The organism is Campylobacter sp. TTU_617 (genome assembly GCF_016599045.1).
In the GTDB taxonomy this organism is placed as follows: domain Bacteria; phylum Campylobacterota; class Campylobacteria; order Campylobacterales; family Campylobacteraceae; genus Campylobacter_D.
Genome location: NZ_JAENKV010000031.1, coordinates 1 through 2,502 on the forward strand (window position 1 = coordinate 1; position 2,502 = coordinate 2,502).

Sequence of the window (2,502 nt, forward strand, 5' to 3'; positions counted from 1 at the left end):
TAAAGAAGTTTAAAAATATAAAACACTTTTACTTGATTAAAAAGTAAAATTATTTCTAAATTATTTAAATATTATTTTTTAATATATCTTTCAATGGTGAAATAGAATTTTTAATGTAAGGGGTATTTTAAAAAAATATGTAACTATCTCTAAACAATTTTAGCAAAAATCCTAAATAATAAGCTTTTAAGGCATATAAAACTACTTTTTATCTTTCCTATTTTAAAATTAAAATATCCCAAATATCCCAAAATATCCGTTTTATCCCGAGATAGTGATTAAGTGCTGTTTAAAAGGCAGATAAAAGTGAGGTTTGATTTTAAATTTTATATCCCAAAAATGTTTTTTGCTCTCTAGGATAGTTACATTTTTACTTAAAATAAGTTTATATTTTATTATTTGTGTAACTATCATTATAAAACACTATATAATCATAATTTAACCACTTTTTATATAAAAATAGTATGTAACTATCTATAGTTTTAAGTTTTGGAAGATAGTTACATAGAAAACTTAATATTATTGTAAAATTAGATAATTATTTTATGGAGCACATAATGAATAAAATTGATAAAATCGCCAATTTTTTAAATAGTAAATCTAAAAAGTGTTTAGCTATAAATGGATCTTGGGGTATAGGTAAAACATATCTTTGGAAACAAGTTGAAAAAGAAATTACCTTAAACTTTGATAATAAAAAAGTCATTTATGTAGATCTTTTTGGTAAAGAAAACTACAAACAAATATTAGAAGAAATAGTTTTTAAATTATATGGAACTTATAATAATACTTCAAAAATAGCAACTAATACAATAACCAATTTTGTAGAAAAATTAAGTTGTGGTTTTATAAATATAAATCCTGATTCTATCTTTTCTTTTTTGAAAAAAGAAGATTTTAAAAATATTATTGTGTGTTTTGATAATGTAGAAAGAAGATCTGATAAACTTTCTTTAAAAGAAATTCTAGGACTTGTAAATTTACTCAAAGAAGATAAAGAATGTAATGTTGTTATGATTTTTCATATAGATGAATTAGAAGAACAAAACAATAATTTAACTGCAAACAACAAAGAAGAAGCTAAACAAGGTAATAGTGAAAACTGGTACCAAACTTACAAAGAAAAAGTTATCGATTATGAGATTAATATAGATGATAATAGCGAAGTGGCTAAGAATATTATTTCTAATAAAATAGAATGTGATAAAGAAATACAAAATATAATTTTTGAATGTTATCAAAATTCATGTAATAATAATTTACGATTACTATTACGCTTTATAGAACATATAATTTATTTTAATAAAGAATGCTTTATGAAAATCAAAAAAGAAGATTATAGTAATGAAATATTTTTTGGCGGACTGAAAATGTATTATGATATTTTGTTAAATCATATCAAAAAATATTATTCTTATAATACTAATGAAAACCAATCTCGAACTATATTAAAAAATATTTTGAAGATCTTTGTTATTTAAATCAAGATGATTTAGATACTTTGAAATTTCATTTTGAAAGTGACTTAAAAGAAGAGGCTAGAATTTATTTTGATAAATGTAGAGATAAATATTTATATAGTAATTTAAATGATATAGATTTTGCAAAGTATATAAAAGATTTGTTTCCAAAATTTAAAAATTATATATACGGCAATGGAGCTTATTCTTCTATTTCTTACTATCAATATTTTTTTATTATTTACAAAAAAATAACAGGCAAAGAATTAAATTGTAAAAAAGATATTGAAAAATTTGTTATTAAAGAATTGGTCGAATATAAAATTAATATATCAGACCGCTATGATCCATTTTATAGTGATATTTATCAACAGATAGAAGAAATGATAGAGGAAAATGAAGAATATAAAAATTATTATAAAGAATTGCAAAATGAAAAATATCAAAATATAGATATTGATTTATTTTTAGACAATCTTTCATCGGATGAAATTAGAGAAACATTTTATTCTGATACAATTAAGCAATATAACGATTTTGAAATTGAAAGCATAGTAAAGTCTTTTCAAGCAAATAGTGATTTTTATCATGAATTTTTTATCTTTTTTTCTAGTGCAATGGATGTAAAAAAACAAGAAGAATATGATCGTAATGATAATTTATTTCAAGCCTATTTAGATTTTTTAGAATTAGATGAAAATAAAATTAAAAAGGAAAAAATTCTTAAAACTCTTGAGCGTCAAGAGCATAATTGTTTTTTATTGCAAATACTTAAAACCTAACCTTTCAAAATAAAATATTTTCTTTGCTTTTTAATATTTTGTTTTGTGTTTAAATTCTTTGAAATTAAAACAAATTATTAAAATGCAAATGCAAGAAGTGATTGAAAAGCTAAAAGATATACTTGCAAGTGAAGGTAAGCGTGAATTAAAAACAAAAGATATAGCACAAGAATTAGGAATTAATCCTGATACTTTTAATTCTATGAAATTTAGAAATTCCATTTCTTATTCACAAATATTAAACTTCTTGCAAGAAAGAA

The 2,502-nt window shown here is 21.2% G+C and carries 2 protein-coding genes and 1 pseudogene; all 3 read left to right on the forward strand.

Annotation, left to right across the window (positions count from 1 at the left end; translation table 11 throughout):
* Positions 1-557 precede the first annotated feature (557 nt).
* On the forward strand, positions 558-1,481 hold the full coding sequence (locus tag GQV94_RS07855) for a P-loop NTPase fold protein (RefSeq protein ID WP_234126476.1): 924 nt from the start codon (positions 558-560) through the stop codon (positions 1,479-1,481).
* Positions 1,482-1,501: 20 nt separating this feature from the next.
* The gene (locus GQV94_RS07860) at positions 1,502-2,242 is read left to right on the forward strand and encodes a hypothetical protein (protein ID WP_234126478.1); all 741 of its coding nucleotides are present in this window, start codon (positions 1,502-1,504) and stop codon (positions 2,240-2,242) included.
* Positions 2,243-2,324: 82 nt separating this feature from the next.
* A pseudogene (locus GQV94_RS07550) lies at positions 2,325-2,502 on the forward strand (S24 family peptidase); the annotation flags it as partial.